The organism is Pseudoxanthomonas sp. LjRoot127 (genome assembly GCF_964253495.1).
Classification (GTDB): Bacteria; Pseudomonadota; Gammaproteobacteria; order Xanthomonadales; family Xanthomonadaceae; genus Pseudoxanthomonas_A.
In genome coordinates this window covers 922,563-938,719 of the sequence record NZ_CAXUQR020000001.1, presented here as the reverse complement: position 1 = coordinate 938,719, position 16,157 = coordinate 922,563, and the positions used below count along the sequence as shown (strand labels likewise).

The window sequence follows — 16,157 nt, the reverse complement described above, 5'->3', positions numbered from 1 at the left end:
CGCGCGCTACCAACCCGTCTGCGGGCCGAACACGTAACGCTTCAGTGCCTTGCCGAAGCTGCGCGCATCGGTGACGGTCTCGGCATGCAGGCCGGCGTCGCGTGCGCCCTGCACGTTGGTGAACTTGTCGTCGACGAACAGCGTGCTGCCGGCGTCCCAGCCCAGCACGTCGAGCGCACGCGTGAACGTCGCCGTCGCCGGCTTCCGCATCTGCAGTCCGCCGCTGGTCAGCACCCGGCCTTCGATGCGGGCCGCCATCGGCGCGACGATGCGGGGGATCGCGCGCGTCATCATGACGCCGTTGTTGGTCAGTACGCCCAGGGAGAGAGCGGGGTGCAGCGCCGCGATGCGCTCCAGCACGCCGTCGATGGCCGTGCTGCCCGCCATGCGTGAAGCCAGCCAGGCGTCTTCATCCACCACCGCGCCCAAGCCCTCGCCCAGTCGGCCGAGATAGGCGGCGGTGTCGATCGTGCCGCTGTCGTACTCGGTTTCCAGGCCCGAGACGAACAACACCTCGCGCACCCGTTCGGAGGCGCAACCCGCATGCGCGGCGAGGTGCGCGATGCGCACGTCGTGCCGGTAGTGGGCCAGGACGCCGTCGAAATCAAACAGCACCTGGTGGATGCGGGGCTTCATCCCGCGGCGACGACCTTGAAGGCCTCGCGGGCAGCGGCGATCGTCGCGTCAATGACGTCGGGCGTGTGCGCGCTGGACATGAAGCCGGCTTCGAACGCCGACGGCGCCAGGTACACGCCGCGTTCCAGCATCGCGTGGAAGAAACGGTTGAACGCCGCCGTGTCGCAGGCCACTGCCTGCGCATACGTGTCCACTTGCTGGTCGGTGAAGAACAGCCCGAACATCGCGCCGACGCGCGTGGTGGTCAGCGGCACGCCGGCATCGCGTGCGGCGGCTTCCAGGCCATCGCAGAGCGTCGCTGTCGCCGCGGCGAGGCGGTCGTGGAAACCCGGCGCCTGGATGAGCTCCAGCATTGCCAGACCCGCGGCCATCGCCACCGGATTGCCGCTCAGCGTGCCGGCCTGGTAAATCGGGCCGGCCGGTGCGATCTGCTGCATCAGGTCGCGACGGCCACCATAGGCGCCCACCGGCATGCCACCGCCGATGATCTTGCCGAAGGTGGTCAGGTCCGGCGTGATGCCGTAGTGCGCCTGCGCGCCGCCCAGCGCCACGCGGAAGCCGGTCATCACTTCGTCGAAGATCAGCAGCGTGCCATGCTGCGTGCACAGGGCGCGCAGGTGCTGCAGGTAGCCTTCGCGCGGCGGCAGGCAGTTGGCATTGCCGACGACGGGTTCGATGATCAGGCAGGCGATCTCGCTGCCGTACTGTTCGAACAGCTGCGTGGCGCCTTCGACGTCGTTGTAGCTCAGCGTCAGCGTCAGTTCGCTAAGCCCCACCGGCACGCCGGGCGAGGTCGGCACGCCCAGCGTCAGCATGCCGCTGCCGGCCTTCACCAGGAACGAATCGCCGTGGCCGTGGTAGCAGCCTTCGAACTTGACGATGCGGTTGCGCCCGGTCGCGCCGCGCGCCAGGCGGATCGCCGACAGCGTGGCTTCGGTGCCGGAGTTGACCATGCGCACCATCTCGCACGATGGCACCAGGCGCGTGATCGTTTCGGCCATCGTCACTTCCGCCGGACAGGGTGCGCCGTACGACAGGCCAGCCTGGATCGCTGCCTGCACCGCCTCGCGTACCGTCGGATGGTTGTGGCCGACGATCATCGGGCCCCACGAGCCGACGTAGTCGATGTAGCGGTTGCCATCGACGTCGTGCAGGTACGCGCCATCGGCGCGCTGCACGAAGAACGGTTCGCCCCCGACCGACTTGAACGCGCGCACCGGCGAATTGACGCCGCCGGGCAGCAACTGCTGGGCGCGGGCGAAGAGGGCGTGGGACTGGTCGTGATTCATGGGATTCCAGGGAGTAGAGGGGCGTCTTGTGGGAGCGACGTAGGTCGCGATGGAAGAGTCGTGATGCCTCATCGCGACTTACGTCGCTCCCACGGGGAGCATCAGGCTCGGTCAAATCCTGCTCGGTAGGCCTGCGCCGCGGCCACCGGATCGGCGGCCTCGAACACGCCGCCGATCACGGCGACCAGGTCGGCGCCGGCCGCCACCAGCGGGCCCATATTGTCCGGGGTAATGCCGCCTATCGCCACCCGCGGGACACCCAGCGAGGCGGCATCGGCCAGCAATGCCGGTGTGGCGCGGCGCGTGGTGACCTTGCTGGTGGTCGGGAAGAAGGCCCCGAACGCCACGTAATTGGCGCCTGCCGCCACCGCGCGTTCGGCGAGGGCGTGCTCGTCGTAGCAGGAGGCGCCGACAATGGCGTGCGGGCCCAGGCGATGGCGGGCGGCCGCGATGTCACCGTCGTCTTCACCGAGATGGACGCCGGCGGCGCCGACGGCCTCCGCCAGGGCGATGTCATCGTTGATGATCAGCGGCACGCCGGCCTGCAGGCACAGGGCCTGCATGGATTTCGCCTGCGAGAGACGCAGACCGGCGTCGGCCGTCTTCTGGCGATACTGCAGCCAGGTCGCATGCGGAAGCACGGCGCCCACGCGCGCCAGCAGGCGGGCGGTGTCCGCGTCTTCCGGCGTGATCAGGTACAGCCCGCGTGCGTGGCGGACGGACGGTGTCTGGGATGTCATCGGCGAACTTCCGGTGCGCGGGCGGCGATGGGACAATGGCCGCTCCTCCAAGCCGGCATTATCCCGTGACCGACGCCACCGCCACCATCTACCGCACCTGGATGTGCGTGGTCTGCGGCTTCATCTACGACGAGGCTGATGGTCTGCCCGAAGAGGGCATCGCCCCCGGCACGCGCTGGGAAGACATCCCGGACGACTGGACCTGCCCGGACTGCGGCGTGGGCAAGGAGGATTTCGAGATGGTGGAGCGGGACTGAGGAGTCCTTGTGGGAGCGACGTAAGTCGCGATGATGGGGCGATGATGGTTCATCGCGACTTACGTCGCTCCCACGCCGGCAACATCAATGCATCCGCGATGTACGCGCCGCGTTGAGCTCGATCAGCTGTTCGCGCATCGCCGCGGCATCGTTCGCTTCCGGCGACAGGTGCAGGTAGCGGGCCAGGTCGCGCTGCGCGCCGGCCTTGTAGTCCATCTTCAGGTAGGCGAGGCCGCGGTCGCGCAGGGCGTCGGGCTGGTCGGGCGTGAGTTTCAGCACGCGGTCGGCGCTGCGGGCGGCGCGGTCCCATTCCTCCCGCTCGGCATACAGTCCATGCAGGTTACGCAGCGTGCGCACGAGGATGGCGCGCGGCGAGGCGGGATTGAGGATGTGCAGCAGCGCGGCATCGTCCGGAACGTCGCCGCCCAGGTGGGGTTTGGCGCGTTCGCGCAGCTCGTCCACACCGAGCGGCCGCCCGCCATTGAACGGGTCCATCACCAGCAGGCCGTCGTCCACCGGCAGGCGGACCAGGAAATGACCAGGGAAGGACACACCATCCAGCGGCACGCCGAGCCGGCGGGCGACTTCGATCTGCACCATCGCCAGCGACACCGGATTGCCCAGCCGGCGTTCGAACACCTGGTTGAGGTAGCTGTTGCGGGGGTCGTAATACTCGTCGTGGTTGCCGGTGTAGCCCAGCTCGTCGAACAGGTGCCGGTTGATGGCCGCCATCTTCAGCGGCCACGGCTCGATCGTGTCGATCTCGTGGCGCAGGTGTTCGGCATGGCTCTGGACGAGCGTGTCGTAGAGATCGGCGTCCAGGTCGGGGTACTCGTCGCGCGCAATCAGAAGCGCGGTTTCCAGCAGCGGTACGGTGTCGTCCGCCTGGCTGGCCAACGCATTCCATTCCGGCAATGTCAGTCGATCCCCCATGGCCACAGACTGCGGCCAATCGTCGCGACAATCAAGCCTCAGCGGACAGGCGGAATGCCTTTGCCCAACTCCATTTCCGCACCGTCCCTGAGCTTCAGCCGCTCGGCTTCGCCGGCATTCAGTTCCAGCACGTAGCGGGCGGGCTGGTCGCTGGGATAGGAGGGGCAGCTGTCGCCGCCGGAGCAGGGCGGGACGTTGCGTTGCTGGGTGACCAGCTTGCGGGCATCGTCGAAGTACAGGATGTCCAGCGGGATGCGCGTGTTCTTCATCCAGTAGGCCTGCGGTTCTTCGGCGTCGTGGATGAAGAGCATGCCGGTGCCGGCGGCCAGCTCGTCGCGGAACATCAGGCCGCGTGCGCGCTCGGCGTCATCGTCGGCGATCTCCACCGTGAAGCGTTCGCCGCCGACTTCGACCCAGGGGCCGCCGTTGGCACAGGCGCTGAGCAGCAGGGCGGGGGCGAGAACGGACCACGGGGGCAGGCGCATGTCGACATCCGGCGTCATCAGGGAGCCGCCAGTGTAGCGCCGACCGCCGCGGGGACCGCGTCACCCGCACGCCAGCCGCTCGGCCACGCGCTCCGCGACCCGACGGTTGTCGCGGTAGTAGGCGGCGTTGTCGGCGAGCGCCTGCCAGCGGTGCTGGTCCTCCACGTGGTGTCGCAGCTGGCGGACGACCCGGGGCATCAGTCGTCGATGCGTCGTGGCGTCCGCCGGCTGGGAGAGCTGCAGCAGGTCGAGCAGCAACAGGATGCTGTCGTGGTTGCGTTCGGCCTGGCGACGCGCGGCGAGGAACAGGCGATCGAGACCGCCGGGTGTCAGCCGTGCGAGACCGGGGTCGGCCAGGCTGTGGCCCGGTGCGGCCTGCAGAACGTACAGGGCATCGTCGAGCGGTGGTGCTGCGGCTTCGAACATCGTGTGCGGAACGTCGCTGGTCTCGGCGCGCGGTGGGATGTCGTGCGTGTTGCGATCCTTCGGTGTCATCGGAAGCTCCTTGTGTCCGTTGTCGCGCATGCGTGTCGTGACTGTCATCCGACGTGCGCGGTGCGCCGCACTGTATGAACTCAAAAAGTGCGCGTCAATTCACGTGGATAGTGAATATGTGTGACTTCACGCCGCTAACGTGGCCGGCATGGGCAACGAGCGCGAAAAATTCTCGCAACGACTGGCGAACGCCATGCAGCAGGCGGGGTACGAAGCGCGGCCGAAAGTGTTGTTCCATCTCTTCAACAGCCACTACCGAGGTCGTTCCGTCACATTCCAGACGGTGTCACCTTGGCTGAGGGCGGGCGCGATCCCGGCGCAGGACAAGCTCCAGGTGATCGCGGACCTGCTGGGAGTGGAGCCGCATGCGCTTCGCTTCGGCTCACCCTCGCGTTCGCGGGTGGCGGAGACGCGATCGCCATGGCCGTCCGGTGTCGGCAGTCGCGAGCGCCAGGTCATCGATACGTTCCTGAAGTTGTCGCCGAAGAAGCGCGACCTCGTCGGCGATCTGGTCAGGGCGCTATCCGACAACAGCTGAAGACCCCGGCGCGCTCAGTCGCCGGCGACGAAATACTGGAACGCCCACCCGCGCGCGCCTTCGCGGACCAGGGAGATGCGGTAGTCGATCGGGCTACGCAGCAGCCGAGTGGCGATGTAGCCCTCCTGGCCCGATGCCAGGCGAACACGCGTCCACGCGGAATCGCCGGCGCCGTCGACCGCGTCGTCGACGCGCGTCAGCACGGCATGACTGACGCGCGTGACGACGGGTGCCGCGAGATCGGGTTTCGCCCGTACGGCGACATCGCGGCCGAGCACGACCTGCGCTTCGAAGACGTCCGGATCGCCCGGGTAGGGCAGGCAGTACACATACGGCGCGCAGTACACCGCCTCGCCATCCTCCTGCCTGGCCACTCCGGGCAGGGCGAGGACCTCCTCGAGTATCCGCCACAGCTCGCGCGTGGCATCGGCATCGCGCAACCACAAGGCATCGAAGCCCTGGGGCCCGGTATCGCCACCGAAGCTCAGCGTGGTGGCATCGCGGACGCGGGCGCGCAATGCCTGCACGTCGCGCGCCGCGACGATGCGTTGCAGATCGTCGCGCATCGCCTGTACCGAGGGCGGCAAGGCCTGGCTCGGTGGCGCAAGCACGGGATCACGGGCCGTCGCCATGCCGGCCGCGACCATCAGGCCGGCTAACGACAGGGTGCGCGCGACGGACACGGCGGTCCTCTTCCTCAGCCCAGCACGATCGGTGGTTCGCCACCGACGATCACGATGTCCGCGGGGCGGCGGGCGAACAGCCCCACGCTGACCACGCCGGGAATCTGGTTGATCTCGCGCTCCATCGCCACCGGATCGGTGATCGACAGATTGTGGATGTCGAGCACCACGTTGCCGTTGTCGGTGGTCACGCCATCGCGCCATACGGGCTGGCCGCCGGTCATCGCCAGGATTTCGCGCGCGACCAGGCTGCGTGCCATCGGGATGACTTCCACCGGCAGCGGGAAACGGCCGAGGACGGGCACCTGCTTGCTGGGGTCGATGATGCAGACGAACTGCTTGCTGGCTTCGGCGATGATCTTCTCGCGCGTTAGCGCCGCGCCGCCGCCCTTGATCAGCCGCTTGTGCGGATCGCACTCATCGGCACCGTCGACATACAGCGACAGCGTGCCGGTGTGGTTGAGGTCGAGCACATCGATGCCATGCTGCTTCAGGCGTGCCGTGCTCTGCTCCGAGCTGGAGACGGCGCCCTTGATGCGGTCCTTGATGCCGGCCAGCGCATCGATGAAGTAGGCCACGGTGGAGCCGGTGCCGACACCGACGATCATGCCGTCCTCGACGAACTCGATGGCCTTTTCGCCAGCCAGGCGCTTTGCTTCGCTCATGGTGTCTTCTCAACAGGAAAATGATGTCTGCGGGAGCGCACGCGGACCACGCCCGAGGGTATGCGCATTACTCCAGCGCCAGCAGGAACTTCCACTGCGCGGCGGTCACCGGCAGCACGGAGAGTCGGCTGCCGCGCTGGATCAGCGCGAAACCTTCGCCGAGGTCGTCGGCATGCCGCTTGATTTCGTCCAGCGTGATGGTGCGCTTCAACGCACGATCGAACTTCACGTCCACCAACGACCAGCGCGGTTCCTCGCGCGTGCTCTTGGGGTCGTAGTAGTCGGACGTGGGATCGAACTGGGTGTCGTCCGGATACGCCGTCGTCGCGATGGTCGCCGTGCCGACGATGCCCGGTTCCTTGCAGTTGGAGTGGTAGAACAGCACCCCGTCGCCGACTTTCATTGCGCGCATGAAGTTGCGCGCCTGGTAGTTGCGCACGCCGTTCCACGGCTCGATGCCGACCTTCTTCAGGTCGTCGATGGAGAACGTGTCCGGCTCGGACTTCATCAGCCAATAGTGCTTGCGGGAGGTCATGGCGAAGGGTCCGGCAGGGGAGAGGGGAACAGCGTGTCGCGTTCGGTGCAGACGGCGTCCAGCGGCACGTCCCAGGGCTGCGCGCCCAGCGTGTCGATCCGCTGCGCCTCGAAGCCGACGCCGACCAGCCAGGGCGGCGCAGGGCGTTCCAGGCGCGGCGCCAGCGTGCGGTCGTACCAGCCGCCGCCCATGCCCAGGCGATGCCCCGCCTTGTCGAAACCGACCAGCGGCACGACGATCAGCGACATGTCCGTCGCGGGCAAGCCCGAGCGCGGATCGACGTCCGGCTCCGGAATGCCATAACGGTTGGTCACCAGGGCATCGCCCGGTCGCCAGGGCGCGAAACGCAGTGTCGCATCGTCCGACAGCATGGGCAGGCAGTAGACCAGCCCCTTCGGCAGCCGCATCTGCCAGCTGTGCAGCCCGATTTCGCCATCCATCGCCCAGTAACCGGCGACATAGCCGGTCGTCGGGAAGAACGGCAACGCGAACAGGCGCGCGGCGAGCGCATCCGCACCGGCGATGCGCTCGGCAGCGGGCAGGGCGCGACGTCGCGCACGCAGGTCGCGTCGCAGCGCATCGCGCTCGACGGTCATGGCAAGGAAGGGGGCGGTACAGGCATGCGCGAATTTTACGACATGCGCACCAGCGTTGCCGGTGGGACCGCGGGAGCGGCCTCAGTCACGGCCCTGTGCGTCGGATCCCTCGTGCAGTCGGCTTCGTTTCGAAGTCATCCCGCTCAAGGGCGGGTGCAACAGGACCGGCCGGGTCGCGGCTGATGCCGCTGCCGCGGGAAAAATACGTCCTCCGCCATGCACGATGTTCGCGAAACGACCTTGAACCCGGGGTTCAAGTGGGAAGGTTGGGCAACCATCGGGCTTTCCGCTGCGAGGCAGACTTGCACTCCCGGTAACCGTCACCCCCCCGTGGTCGTCATTAAGGGACAAGGCGAATGTTTGCGCTCACTGTCGAGTACAGCAGAGGACGCGAGGCCAGTATAGCGAGCGAAGATTTTTTGCCTAGCCCGTTCGTCGGCGGATTCAGTCCGCAGTCGGCGACGTCGCAGTGCTGTTACGACGTGCCCAGCGCGCTGTCCAGCTTGCGGTGCAGATCCTGCAGCGTGCGCTCGACGTCACGGTTGCGCGCATGCTGCTCGTCGCGCAACTGCTGCAATTCGTGTGCCAGATTGAGCGCCGCCAGCACGGCGATGCGGTCTACCGCCGCCATGCGATTGCTGCCGCGTACTTCGCGCATGCGGCTGTCGAGCAGCTTGGCGGCTGCCATCAGGCTGGAACGTTCGTCCGGGGCCACGCCCACGGTGTATTCGCGATCCAGCAGATGCACGCTGACCGGTTCGTTGGCGCTCACGTGTGCTGCTCCAGGGACTTGAGGCGGCTGATCATCGCTTCGACGCGCGACCGCGCCTGCTCGTTCTTGGCCAGCAACTGCGAGCGCTCGCCGACCAGTTGCTCCTGTTGCTGGCGCAGGCTGCGGTTTTCGTCCGCCAGGCGCTGGCACCGGTCGGCCACGTCCTGGATGCGCGTACTGAGCGCGCGGAGCTGGTCGAGGAGGTCGGCGGTGTCCATGCCGGTCACGATAGGCGTGCGCTTGCCGGGCGGTCAAGCGGCCGAACGCCGGATGTCCGCAGGAGCGGGCCATGCCTCCGTTGCTCTTGCGTGGTCCGATCGAAAAGCATCGCGGGCATGGCCCACTCCCGCAGGGTTTCCCGCCAGGGTCGCCGGGGTCAGGAGGCCACGCGCATGCCCGACCCGGGGTAGTAGTCCCGGATGAAGCGCAGGCACTGGTCCGCGACCAGCGCCTGCGAGACCCAGTGGCCCTGCACTTCGTCGCAGCCGTGGTTGCGCAGGAACTCGTACTGGTCCCACGTCTCCACGCCCTCGGCGACGACTTTCAGCGCCAGCGACTGTCCCATCGTGATGATGGTGCTGGTGATGGCCTCGTCATCGGTGTCGTGGGTGAGGTCGCTGATGAATTCGCGGTCGATCTTCAGCGTGGTCAACGGCAGGCGCTTCAGGTACGCCAGCGATGAATAGCCGGTGCCGAAGTCGTCGATCGCCAGCGATATGCCGAGGCGCCGGCAGGCGCGCAGCGTGTCGGCGTTCTGCTCCGGGCTGGCCATCACCACGCTCTCGGTCAGTTCCAGCTCCAAGCGGTTGGCGGGGACGCCGGTTTCCTGCAGCGTGCGCGCGACCACCGTCTGCAGGTCGCCGCGCTGCAACTGGGTGGCGGACACATTCACCGCCACACTGAGTTCTTCCAGGCCGGCGTCGTGCCAGTCGCGCAGGGTCAGGCAGGCGTGGCGCAGTGCCCAGGCGCCGAGTTCGAGGATCATCCCCGACTCTTCCGCCAGCGGGATGAACTGGCCCGGCGACACGGTGCCGAATTCCTTGCTCTCCCACCGCAGCAGGGCCTCGACGCCGGTGATCCGCTGCCGCGAGATCGACAGGCGCGGCTGGAACACCAGCGACAGTTCGTTGCGGTCGATCGCGCGGCGCAGGGCGCTGGCGAGGATGGCGCGATGGCGGTTCTTCTCGTCCATCGATTCCGAGTACACCTGGTAGGTGTGCCGCCCCATCGCCTTGGCCTGGTACATGGCGGTGTCGGCGTGCTTCAGCAGCTCCGTCGGCACCTGGGCGTGCTCCGGGTACAGGCTGATGCCGATCGAGGGCGATACCGCCAGTTCCAGCCGTTCGCCGAAGTTCAGCGGCGTACGGAAGGCATGGATGATGCGCTGGGCCACCTCTTCGGCATCGGGCATGCCGTTGATGTCCTCCAGTACCACGGTGAATTCGTCGCCACTCAGGCGCGCGACCGTGTGCTGCGTCCCGACTGTCTGCTGCACGCGCGCGGCCGCCGAGCGCAGGATGCGGTCGCCGGTGGCGTGGCCGAGCGAATCGTTGATGTCCTTGAAGCGGTCCAGGTCGATGAACAGCACGGCGACGTGGCCGTGTTCGCGGCGCGCCCGCACGATGGCGCGCGACAGCCGCTCGGACAGCAGCGAGCGGTTGGGCAGGCTGGTCAGGGTGTCGTAGTTGGCCAGGTAGCGCAGTTCCTGCTCGGCGCGCTTCTGCTCGGTGATGTCGGTCAATACCTGCACGTACAACGGACGCTCGCCGGTGGCGTCCGGCACCACGTTGGTCTCGATGCGGCAGAGGATTTCCTCGCCATCCTTGCGGACCTTCCAGATCTCACCGGACCAGCGCCCGGTCAGGCGCAATTCGCGGTTCATCCGTTCGAAGAAGGCATCCTCGTGCTGGTCGCTGTCCAGCATCGTCATCGGCTGGCCGATGATTTCCTCTTCCGCATAGCCGGTGATGCGGGTGAAGGCGGGATTGATGGTGATGAACTGGTGCGCCCAGTCCAGCACGGCCACCGCTTCGTTCATGCTGCGCATCACCTCGCCGGCGATGCGGTGCTCGTACTCGGCATTGCGGCTGGCGGTGATGTCGCGGGCGGTGCCGGCGATCCGGATGGGTTGTCCCTCACCGTCGCGCTCGACGACGCGGCCACGGGCGCGCACCCATACCCAAGTGCCGTTGCCCAGCATGTCCATCCGGTGTTCCGACATGAAGAGCGGGGTCTTGCCCTGCAGGTGCAGGCGCAGGCGCTCCTGCACCAGCGGCATGTCTTCCTCGTGGATGGTCGGGACTTCGCCCTGCCGCGTCAGCACGGTGATGTCGGCGGTCTGCACGGCGGTTTCGTCCGCCCGCATCCGGTAGAGCCGGCGCTGCACCAGGTCGTAATCCCAGAACTGCTCGCCCGAGGCCCACAGCGCCAGCTTCAGTCGCTCATCGCGGTTGCGCAGGGACTCGCTGCGCAGCGGCTCCTGCGGAACCTGCCGGCTCGCCAGCCATGCCTGCCACCAGCGCCGCGTCCCGATCAGCACGACGCCCAGCAACACCAGACCCGCCAGGCCCATGGCCAGCCGGGACGACAGGGGGGAAGCCGTTGCCAGGACTGCAGCGACAGGGGAGGCGTGCATGGAGGGGCGAGGGGCCAATGCGTAGGCAATATGTGAGTGTAGGCATGCGTACACACGCACAACAAGGAGGTAAGCGGCTTTTGATTGCTACACTTGCAAGGTTGTCCGAAACCCCTGACGGATTGCGTTCTTCTATGCCCGACCTTCCCGATATCGCCGACGTGGCGGCCGCTTCCCGCCAGTCCGGCCTGGCCATGGACGCGTCGGAACTGCACGGTGCGCTGTGCGGCTGGCTCGCCGGCGGCGGCACGGCCGACGACACCTGGCTGGCCCGCGCGCTGGCCGACGACCAGTTGCCGGCGCCTGCGACCGGCAGCGCGCTTGACCAGTTGCGCGAGTGCGCCGTCGCCCAGCTGGAAGACCGCAGCTTCGCCTTCGACCTGTTGCTGCCCCCCGCCGACCGTCCGCTCGACGAGCGCGCGGAAGCGCTGTTTGCCTGGTGCCAGGGATTCCTGGGCGCCTTCGGACTGGCCGCGGGCGCCGCGCCGCCGCTGTCCGAAGAGGGGCAGGAGGCGTTGCAGGACCTCGCGCGACTGGCCCAGGCATCGCCCGAGAGCAGCGACGACGAGGAAGACGAGGATGCGCTGGCGGAACTGGAGGAGTTCGTCCGGGTGGCCGTCCTGCTGCTGCATGGCGACTGCGTGCTCGGGCCCCGGCATCGCCGGAGCCTGAACTGATGAAGGCCGTCGCCGGCATCGGCGCGGCGGAGTTCGCCCGCCGGCGCAAGCAGATGATGCGGCTGGCCGGCAACGACGCGATCCTGGTGCTGCCCGCCGCCGCCGAGCGCGTGCGCAGCCACGATACGCATTATCCGTTCCGGCAGGACTCTGACTTCTGGTATCTCAGCGGCTTTCCGGAGCCGGAGGCGGTGCTGGTACTGGTACCCGGTCGCAAGCACGGCGAAACCATCCTGTTCTGCCGCGAGCGCGATCCCGAGCGCGAAGGCTGGGACGGCCCGCGCGCCGGCCAGGACGGCGCGGTCAACGACTACGGCATGGACGATGCCTATCCGATCGACGATCTCGACGAGATCCTGCCGGGCTTGCTGGAAGGGCGTTCCCGCGTCTACTACCACTTCGGGCGCGACGCCGACTTCGATCTCAAGCTGATCGGCTGGGTGCGCCACGTGCGCGCTCACGTGAAGCAGGGCGCGCAGCCGCCGCACGAGTTCCTTGAACTCGGTCACCTGCTGCACGACCTGCGGCTGTTCAAGTCGAAGGACGAAGTGAAGCTGATGCAGCGCGCCGCCGACATCAGCGTCCAGGCCCACCTCGCTGCGATGCGCGCGGCGCGCCCCGGCATCCGCGAGTACGAGCTGCAGGCCGACGTGGAGCGCGTGTTCCGTGCCAATGATGCATGGCCCGCCTACAACAGCATCGTCGGCGCCGGCCGCAACGCCTGCGTGCTGCACTACCGAGCGAATACCGCGCAGGCGCGCGACGGCGACCTGGTGCTGATCGATGCGGGTGCCGAATACCGCGGCTACGCCGCCGACATCACCCGCACGTTCCCGGTCAACGGCCGCTTCACCCCCGCGCAGCGCGCGCTGCACGACCTTGTCGGCGAGGCCCAGCGTGCCGCGTTGGACTGCGCCCGCGTCGGCGTGCCGTACGAGGCCGGGCACGTGGCCGCGGTCGAGACGCTGACCGAAGGCCTGCTGAAGCTCGGCCTGTTGAAAGGCAAGCTCGAGAAGAACCTCGCCGAAGGCACGTACCGCCGCTTCTACCGCCACAAGACCGGCCACTGGCTGGGCCTGGACGTGCACGACGTGGGCGACTACCGCATCGACGGCGAATCGCGCCTGCTGGAAGCCGGCATGGCGTTCACCATCGAGCCGGGCCTGTACGTGGGCCACGATGACGAGACGGTCGACCCCAAGTGGCGCGGCATCGGCATCCGCACGGAGGACGACGTGCTGGTCACCGACGGCGAGCCGCGCGTGCTCACCGATGCGCTGGCGCGCAGCGCGGACGAGATCGAAGCGGTGATGGCGGCGGGCTGACCACGCCTCAGGGGCTATCCACCCGCACGTCGCGGATCCACAGCTGCCGCCATCGTGCGGCTTTCTCCTCGGGCGCCAACCGTTGCGGTGAGGCGGGCACGGGCGGCGCGAAGCCGTCGCGTGCATCCAGGCATCCGGCGTTGACCGCGGCGTGGCGCTGGTCGCCCTCTTCGAACACGACCGCCACCAGCACGCCGCAGTCGCCGCACAGCAGGAACTGCGCGGCCTCCGATCCCTGCCGATAACGGCGCAGGCGGTCCGGCCGTTGCACGCGGACGACCAGCTGCGCGTCGGTATCGGAAAGCCATGCGGCGCGGTGCGCGCGGCAGAAGCTGCAGTCGCACGCGCGGGGCGCCGTCGCGGCCGGCACCATACGCGTGGAGAAGGCAAGCGTCAGCGCGCCGCAGTGGCAGCCGCCATCCAGCACCGAGGGAAGCGCATGCATCGGCAGACCTCAGCCTTCGCCGGAACGCCACGCCGACGGTGTTTCGTTGGCCACGACATCAACACGTGCGCGCGCCGCCTCCAGTGGCCGGATTTCCAGCGTCAGCCCGAAGGCCAGGCAGGGGTTCTCGGACGCGATCCGCGCGGCGTGGTCCAGCGACTCGGCGACGATGAACCAGTAGCCGCCGACCAGCTCCTTGGCTTCGGCGAACGGTCCGTCGGTGATGCCGGTGCGAGATACCTGTCTGCCTCGGTTCTCAAGGCGGCTGCCGGGCTTGAGCACGCCGTCGGCCACGCCTTTTTCGTACCAGGTGTAGAAGCGATCGATGGCGTCCTGCACGTCTTCTTTCGATGCGCTTTCGTCCCATTGGCCGCGGGAGATGAGGAGGTAGTCGGAGGTCGTCATGAGGGGTCCAGGAGGAAGGGCGGATTACGCGTGCGCCAGCGCTGCCTGCAGCAGCAGGCCCCACAGGCCCAGCACGGCCATAAAATTCGCGGTGAAGACGAGCCCCCGCAGGCGCACGTTCGTGGTCGCGACCTGCACGACGCTATGCAGGACACGACCGGCGACGAACAGCCACGCGAGGGCGATGGCAGCGTGGCTCGCGCCCAGCAACATCAGCACGACGCAGGCGACATGGAAGAACAGCGGCCACTCGAACTGGTTGGACAGGTTGGCGCTGATCCGCGGCTCGACCTTCGCCCACGGATTGCTGCCATCCGCGCGGCGGCCGATGCCCCAGATCGCCGGCGCCCGCGCGATCGTCAGCAGCACGTAGAGGCACGCGGCGAGCGCGACATGCGCCGTCATCGGTAGCAGCAGGGCGGTATCGAGGGGCGTGAGCGCGGTCATGGCAGCGACGGATTCGCCAGGTAGGCCGCACCCAAGGCGGCGACCAGGCCGAGGAGGACGAAAAGACCGTAACGCAGGCGGAACGGGATATCCGGCTTGCCATAACGCCGTTCGGCCTGCCACCGATCCAGTCGCCAGCCTTGGTGGCATTCCGGACAGGCCAGCTGGTAGCGCCGACCGTAGACGAAGCCGAACAGCAGGTCGAACTCACCATACTTGTAGGCCAGCTGCGGCTGGAAGTCGCGCTCCTGATCGCAACGCGGGCAATGCTGCGGCTCCGGTTCGCCCACCGGCACCACGCGTTCGCCTTGGCCGATCATGAACATCATGCGTGCCGTCCGCTTGCATGCATGCGAATTCTCCGTAGGCGTCAGAGTGGATGAAAGGCGTGGCGCCCGCTCGACGGATTATGTATCGAGGGTGATCGCGCCAGTAAGATCGGCTTGGCGAGGTCGGTAGCCACGGTCGATCAGTGCGCAGGCTAGCGCTGCTAAGCGCTCCTCTTGGCGAGCGCCCTGTCCGGTGAAGTTCGCCAATGCACCTTCGCTTAAAGACTCGGCGATATCCGGGCCTGAGAGGCCCGAGACAAGTTGCGAGGCCTCGTTGATTTCCTGTAGCTCAGGGAGCGAGGGCATATTGGCGAAGGCAGCGGGATTAGTGAAAACGAACTCGTGAGCGCGGTTCGCCGAAAGCGATGCATCAATGGCAGTCGTGCCGGCGCGGTCGTGAGCGACTCCCGTCTCGAGGTGCAGAGCGCCCCTGAGGAGATTGGCTGTCACGCAGGTATCTCTGGTGATCCCGCGTGTAGGGTCCACCAGTCTTATCTTGACGTAGTGAGGCGAAGTGGACATCGTGCGCATCGCCTCCATAAAGGCGTCGTGTGCCTGCACGCCTATGTCCTGACGCGCGCAGGACGCGAACAAAAAGGCGTATAACCCGAATTTCACGCGCTGTCCGACCATGAATAACCCCGTTGCGCACGTCTAGCGACCGTAGCCCGGGTAAGCGTAACGCACCCGGGATGCGTTACGCGGCACGTCCCCGCTTGCGGCCTTCGATCCGTTCCGGACTACGACGCTGTCGCACAGCGCGCCAAGCGTCCGCTGCTACGCATCCGCGTCGCGCTGGAGCGCGGGTGAGGCGGGGCCGTCCGCGACAGCGGACGTGATCGCGGGCCAATGCCTGCGCAGCCTGAGAGGAATGACAACAGCGGCGACCAAGGCTGCGGTACAGGAAACGATAGGCGTACCGTGTTCGGCGGCCACGAAGATTCCATTGGCGAGCGCCAGGTAGCCGCGTGCGTGCAGGTCGGAGGCGATGAATGTCTTGAGGACTTCCAGCGGCAGCAGCAACGCGGCCGCGAACACCATCACGCCATAGCTCAGCAGCAGGCATGCGAAAGCGAACGACCGTCTGCAGGACCGTGGCATGCCGGACCGCCAAGCAATCGCCCATGCGATCCACGCCGGCAGCAGTACGGTGGCCACCAGGCCCGCGGCCGTCAGCAGGACTATCGTTGCCATCACGATCAGGTCGCTATCCATGGAGATACCTGATGACGTCGAGCGGTGGGTGGACGGGATCGCGTTGCGAATCGCC

The 16,157-nt window shown here is 67.4% G+C and carries 23 protein-coding genes and 1 other RNA gene; 4 read left to right on the top strand and 20 right to left on the bottom strand.

Going from position 1 to position 16,157, the window contains the following annotated elements:
• Positions 1–6: 6 nt before the first annotated feature.
• The 3 genes from ACSQ19_RS04495 to thiE form a co-directional block, all read right to left on the bottom strand.
• Positions 7–636, bottom strand: a complete 630-nt coding sequence (locus ACSQ19_RS04495; protein WP_436000312.1) for an HAD-IA family hydrolase — start codon at positions 634–636, stop codon at positions 7–9.
• Entirely contained in the window at positions 633–1,925 is a 1,293-nt protein-coding gene (gene hemL, locus ACSQ19_RS04490) for a glutamate-1-semialdehyde 2,1-aminomutase (RefSeq protein WP_436000310.1), read from the bottom strand. Before hemL ends, ACSQ19_RS04495 begins: the two co-directional genes overlap by 4 nt.
• Before the next feature lie 101 nt (positions 1,926–2,026).
• Positions 2,027–2,665, bottom strand: coding sequence for a thiamine phosphate synthase (gene thiE / locus ACSQ19_RS04485; protein ID WP_436000308.1), 639 nt, complete (start codon positions 2,663–2,665; stop codon positions 2,027–2,029).
• Between the two features lie 35 nt (positions 2,666–2,700).
• Between thiE and ACSQ19_RS04480 the strand changes: the two genes are divergently transcribed.
• On the top strand, positions 2,701–2,922 hold the full coding sequence (locus ACSQ19_RS04480; protein WP_436000306.1) for a rubredoxin: 222 nt from the start codon (positions 2,701–2,703) through the stop codon (positions 2,920–2,922).
• Positions 2,923–3,006: 84 nt separating this feature from the next.
• On the opposite strand, the gene ACSQ19_RS04475 is transcribed toward ACSQ19_RS04480, so the two are convergent.
• From ACSQ19_RS04475 to ACSQ19_RS04465, 3 genes are read right to left on the bottom strand one after another with little or no spacing between them, the layout of a single operon-like run.
• A complete protein-coding gene (locus tag ACSQ19_RS04475; RefSeq protein WP_296278171.1) occupies positions 3,007–3,855 on the bottom strand; it encodes a SirB1 family protein in 849 nt (282 codons plus the stop codon).
• Positions 3,856–3,893: 38 nt separating this feature from the next.
• Positions 3,894–4,340: a DUF192 domain-containing protein gene (locus ACSQ19_RS04470; protein WP_299346782.1), complete on the bottom strand. Its 447-nt coding sequence runs from the start codon at positions 4,338–4,340 to the stop codon at positions 3,894–3,896.
• 60 nt (positions 4,341–4,400) lie between these two features.
• Entirely contained in the window at positions 4,401–4,835 is a 435-nt protein-coding gene (locus tag ACSQ19_RS04465; RefSeq protein WP_436000303.1) for a hypothetical protein, read from the bottom strand.
• Positions 4,836–4,983: 148 nt separating this feature from the next.
• Here ACSQ19_RS04465 and ACSQ19_RS04460 point away from each other — a divergent pair, with 148 nt between their 5' ends.
• A complete protein-coding gene (locus ACSQ19_RS04460; protein WP_436000301.1) occupies positions 4,984–5,373 on the top strand; it encodes a hypothetical protein in 390 nt (129 codons plus the stop codon).
• 14 nt (positions 5,374–5,387) lie between these two features.
• Here ACSQ19_RS04460 and ACSQ19_RS04455 read toward each other — a convergent pair whose 3' ends face one another.
• The 8 genes from ACSQ19_RS04455 to ACSQ19_RS04420 all read right to left on the bottom strand — a co-directional run bounded on the left by ACSQ19_RS04455 (position 5,388) and on the right by ACSQ19_RS04420 (position 11,259).
• Entirely contained in the window at positions 5,388–6,056 is a 669-nt protein-coding gene (locus ACSQ19_RS04455) for an SH3 domain-containing protein (protein WP_436000299.1), read from the bottom strand.
• A 14-nt stretch (positions 6,057–6,070) separates the two neighbouring features.
• Positions 6,071–6,721, bottom strand: a complete 651-nt coding sequence (gene rpiA, locus ACSQ19_RS04450; protein WP_296278176.1) for a ribose-5-phosphate isomerase RpiA — start codon at positions 6,719–6,721, stop codon at positions 6,071–6,073.
• A 67-nt stretch (positions 6,722–6,788) separates the two neighbouring features.
• A complete protein-coding gene (locus tag ACSQ19_RS04445; protein ID WP_296278177.1) occupies positions 6,789–7,256 on the bottom strand; it encodes an EVE domain-containing protein in 468 nt (155 codons plus the stop codon).
• Positions 7,253–7,852, bottom strand: coding sequence for a 5-formyltetrahydrofolate cyclo-ligase (locus tag ACSQ19_RS04440; RefSeq protein ID WP_299346775.1), 600 nt, complete (start codon positions 7,850–7,852; stop codon positions 7,253–7,255). Before ACSQ19_RS04440 ends, ACSQ19_RS04445 begins: the two co-directional genes overlap by 4 nt.
• 204 nt (positions 7,853–8,056) lie before the next feature.
• A non-coding RNA gene (ssrS, locus tag ACSQ19_RS04435) (6S RNA) lies at positions 8,057–8,243 on the bottom strand.
• A gap of 84 nt (positions 8,244–8,327) precedes the next feature.
• Positions 8,328–8,624 (bottom strand): cell division protein ZapA, encoded by a 297-nt coding sequence (locus ACSQ19_RS04430; protein WP_296278179.1) that lies wholly within the window; start codon positions 8,622–8,624, stop codon positions 8,328–8,330.
• Positions 8,621–8,842 (bottom strand): TIGR02449 family protein, encoded by a 222-nt coding sequence (locus ACSQ19_RS04425; RefSeq protein ID WP_436000295.1) that lies wholly within the window; start codon positions 8,840–8,842, stop codon positions 8,621–8,623. Before ACSQ19_RS04425 ends, ACSQ19_RS04430 begins: the two co-directional genes overlap by 4 nt.
• Before the next feature lie 158 nt (positions 8,843–9,000).
• Positions 9,001–11,259, bottom strand: coding sequence for a putative bifunctional diguanylate cyclase/phosphodiesterase (locus tag ACSQ19_RS04420; RefSeq protein ID WP_436000293.1), 2,259 nt, complete (start codon positions 11,257–11,259; stop codon positions 9,001–9,003).
• A gap of 134 nt (positions 11,260–11,393) precedes the next feature.
• On the opposite strand from ACSQ19_RS04420, the gene ACSQ19_RS04415 reads away from it, so the two are divergent.
• Positions 11,394–11,936, top strand: a complete 543-nt coding sequence (locus ACSQ19_RS04415) for a UPF0149 family protein (protein ID WP_436000291.1) — start codon at positions 11,394–11,396, stop codon at positions 11,934–11,936.
• Positions 11,936–13,261, top strand: coding sequence for an aminopeptidase P N-terminal domain-containing protein (locus tag ACSQ19_RS04410; RefSeq protein WP_296278183.1), 1,326 nt, complete (start codon positions 11,936–11,938; stop codon positions 13,259–13,261). The genes ACSQ19_RS04415 and ACSQ19_RS04410 overlap by 1 nt, the downstream gene beginning before the upstream one ends.
• Before the next feature lie 7 nt (positions 13,262–13,268).
• Here the strand turns inward: ACSQ19_RS04410 and ACSQ19_RS04405 are convergent, their stop codons facing one another.
• The 6 genes from ACSQ19_RS04405 to ACSQ19_RS04380 all read right to left on the bottom strand — a co-directional run bounded on the left by ACSQ19_RS04405 (position 13,269) and on the right by ACSQ19_RS04380 (position 16,102).
• Entirely contained in the window at positions 13,269–13,706 is a 438-nt protein-coding gene (locus ACSQ19_RS04405; RefSeq protein ID WP_436000288.1) for a GFA family protein, read from the bottom strand.
• A gap of 9 nt (positions 13,707–13,715) precedes the next feature.
• The gene (locus ACSQ19_RS04400; protein ID WP_299346767.1) at positions 13,716–14,111 is read right to left on the bottom strand and encodes a YciI family protein; all 396 of its coding nucleotides are present in this window, start codon (positions 14,109–14,111) and stop codon (positions 13,716–13,718) included.
• A gap of 24 nt (positions 14,112–14,135) precedes the next feature.
• On the bottom strand, positions 14,136–14,558 hold the full coding sequence (locus ACSQ19_RS04395; RefSeq protein ID WP_436000286.1) for an MAPEG family protein: 423 nt from the start codon (positions 14,556–14,558) through the stop codon (positions 14,136–14,138).
• Positions 14,555–14,887 (bottom strand): hypothetical protein, encoded by a 333-nt coding sequence (locus tag ACSQ19_RS04390; RefSeq protein WP_436000284.1) that lies wholly within the window; start codon positions 14,885–14,887, stop codon positions 14,555–14,557. Before ACSQ19_RS04390 ends, ACSQ19_RS04395 begins: the two co-directional genes overlap by 4 nt.
• A gap of 78 nt (positions 14,888–14,965) precedes the next feature.
• Positions 14,966–15,520 (bottom strand): hypothetical protein, encoded by a 555-nt coding sequence (locus tag ACSQ19_RS04385; RefSeq protein WP_436000282.1) that lies wholly within the window; start codon positions 15,518–15,520, stop codon positions 14,966–14,968.
• 144 nt (positions 15,521–15,664) lie between these two features.
• On the bottom strand, positions 15,665–16,102 hold the full coding sequence (locus ACSQ19_RS04380) for a hypothetical protein (protein ID WP_436000280.1): 438 nt from the start codon (positions 16,100–16,102) through the stop codon (positions 15,665–15,667).
• Between the last annotated feature and the right edge of the window lie 55 nt (positions 16,103–16,157).